Below are 2,409 nucleotides of genomic sequence, written 5' to 3'. Positions count from 1 at the left end.
CTTTCTCTACACTAAATCAGTAGGTTAAGCTACGCTCGCCAACCCGAAATCGCCCGTCCGACGAATAATCCGGGTTAAGGGGTTCAGTTCCATTGATTATAAGGTGTATGAGGTTACGTTGAATAAACGCCGAGGAAGGTCATCGTAATTGGTTTCGAAGCCGGAACAAGGTCCCGCGGATGGTGTACGACCTATTAAGCGTCGCCGCAGCGATTCAGCCAATATTCGTCCGACGGATGGCCGGGAGATTGTTCGAGCTAAATCGAATCACCTGACCAATTTTAGGGATATTAATCCGCGTACACTACCGGTCTTTCTGCATTCCAGCTTTCGCACGTCGAGTACATGGCTTTGGACGAGCCTTAGAAAACTCCCGAACGTGCTTGCGTATTACGAGGTATTCAACAAAATTCTTTCGGATATTAGCGAAAAATCGATAATTAGCACGACATACTCGACGTGGGATTCGCGCCATCCAGCGCAGGCTCCGTATTTTCTTGAATACCTTCCCCTTTTAAAGAAGGGCGGTGGCGTGATCGGCTTCGACGCCAGCATGGCGCTCGAACGCTTCATCCCTCAGGGCGGGATAGACGGGGAGCTTTCGCTCGAAGAACAGGCGTATCTCAACATCCTCGTGGAGCACGCGTATCGAAGTCGGAAGGTCCCACTCCTGAGCTGCACGCGCAGCATCGGGCGGATGGCGGCAATCAAACGTTTCATGCCGGTACAGAATGTCTTGCTACATCGCAATATATTCGAACAGTGGTCGTCTTACTCCGGACAGTTCTTGCGGGGCAATCGCTTCTTCTTTAACACGATCGATCAAACAGCGGCGTCATTCTACAACGATAGGTTTCTGAATGGGCTCAACGAGGCCCTATCGAATCGCGTCTCGTCACCCAAGGACGAGCAGACGTTCCTTCTGTTTATCCTGATGCATATCTATCTTTATGCACAGTCAATCGAGTCCGCCGATGTGGTGATCGATACCAGCGCGCTGACGACCGATCCCGCGTTGCGACGCTCGGTCGAAGCCCAATTGTCCAGCCTCGTCTGCGCCCCCGTCGATCTGTCTGATGCAAAATCCAACTTCGACACCTCGATCGTGCTGGTGCGCGATCGCAAGCAGTTCATCGATACCATCGAGCAATTCGTCAAGATCATCGCATCGACTTGCGCGAGCGAGGAAGCGGCCGCTTTCGCGTTCAAACTGAAAGACGAAACGCTCGCACAGTGGGACCTCCATGACAGGCTGACGCGCAGCGCAACGACTTGGTATGACGGCCTGACGACAGAGCTGCAGCACAAGAACGACGAGCATGTGCGCGCCCAGGCCGCGATCGAGTCCCAGGTCGCCGCGGTTGGCGGCGAGCGCGACGATGCCGTTGCCACAATAGAAAATATCGAGGCGGCCCGCATCACGGCCGACACGGCATTGGCGACGGTGACGGCCGAACGCGATGCAATCGCGGCCACCCATGCCGAGACTGCGGCAGCGCGAACCGTGGCGCAAGACGCCGCGGCTGCGTTCGAGGCGGAACGCGATCGAATGGCCGCGGCGCTCGACGAGACGACCGTCGCCCGGGATGCCGCGGATGCAGCGATGAACGCGCTCGGCGCGGAGCGCGATCGCCTTGCCACGTCCCTTGCGTCCATGGCCGCCGCCAAGGCCGCGGCCGACGAAACCACAATTACCATCACCGAGGACCGCGATCGGATCGCCGCAAGGCTCGCGGAAGCCGACGCCGCGAGGATTGCGACCGAAGAGGCTATCGCGACAGCGACTGCCGAGCACGAACGGCTCGCTGCGTCACTTGTGGAAGCGGCGCAAGCGCGCACCGATGCCGAGGCCACGCTGAGCAGCGTTGCGGCAGAACGTGACAGCCTTGCCGCTGCGCTAACCGAGGCCTTGGCCTCGCGGTCGCTTGTCGAAAAGGCGAATGAGGCGCTCAGCGCGGACTGCGACAGCATCGCCGCGACCCTCGCCGGGACCACAGCAGCCAAGGACGCTGCCGATCATCGCACCGCCGAACTCGAAGGCGAGCGTGATCGCATCGCCGCAACGCTCGGCGACACGGCTGCCGCTAAGGACGCCGCCGACCGCCACGTCGCTGAACTCGAAGCCGAGCGTGATAGCATCGCCGCAACGCTTGCCGAGACTGCAGCCGCCAAGGACGCCGCCGACCGCAACGTCGCTGAACTCGAAGCCGAGCGTAATCGCATCGCCCGAGCGCTTGCCGAGACTGCAGCCGCCAAGGACGCCGCCGACCACCACGTTGCCGAACTCGAAGCCGAGCGTGATAGCATCGCCGCAACGCTTGCCGAGACTGCAGCCGCTAAGGACGCCGCCGACCGCCACGTCGCTGAACTCGAAGCCGAGCGTGATAGCATCGCCGCAACGCTTGCCGA

General features: G+C 59.9%; 1 pseudogene. It reads left to right on the top strand.

Annotation, left to right across the window (positions count from 1 at the left end):
* Positions 1-379 precede the first annotated feature (379 nt).
* Positions 380-2,409: pseudogene (locus tag QN347_RS19055) on the top strand (hypothetical protein); the annotation flags it as partial.

It is taken from the genome of Sphingomonas sp. 10B4 (assembly GCF_035019905.1).
Classification (GTDB): domain Bacteria; phylum Pseudomonadota; class Alphaproteobacteria; order Sphingomonadales; family Sphingomonadaceae; genus Sphingomonas; species Sphingomonas glacialis.
The sequence above is the reverse complement of the archived record's forward strand: the minus strand, read 5'-3'. Positions and strand labels throughout refer to the sequence as shown.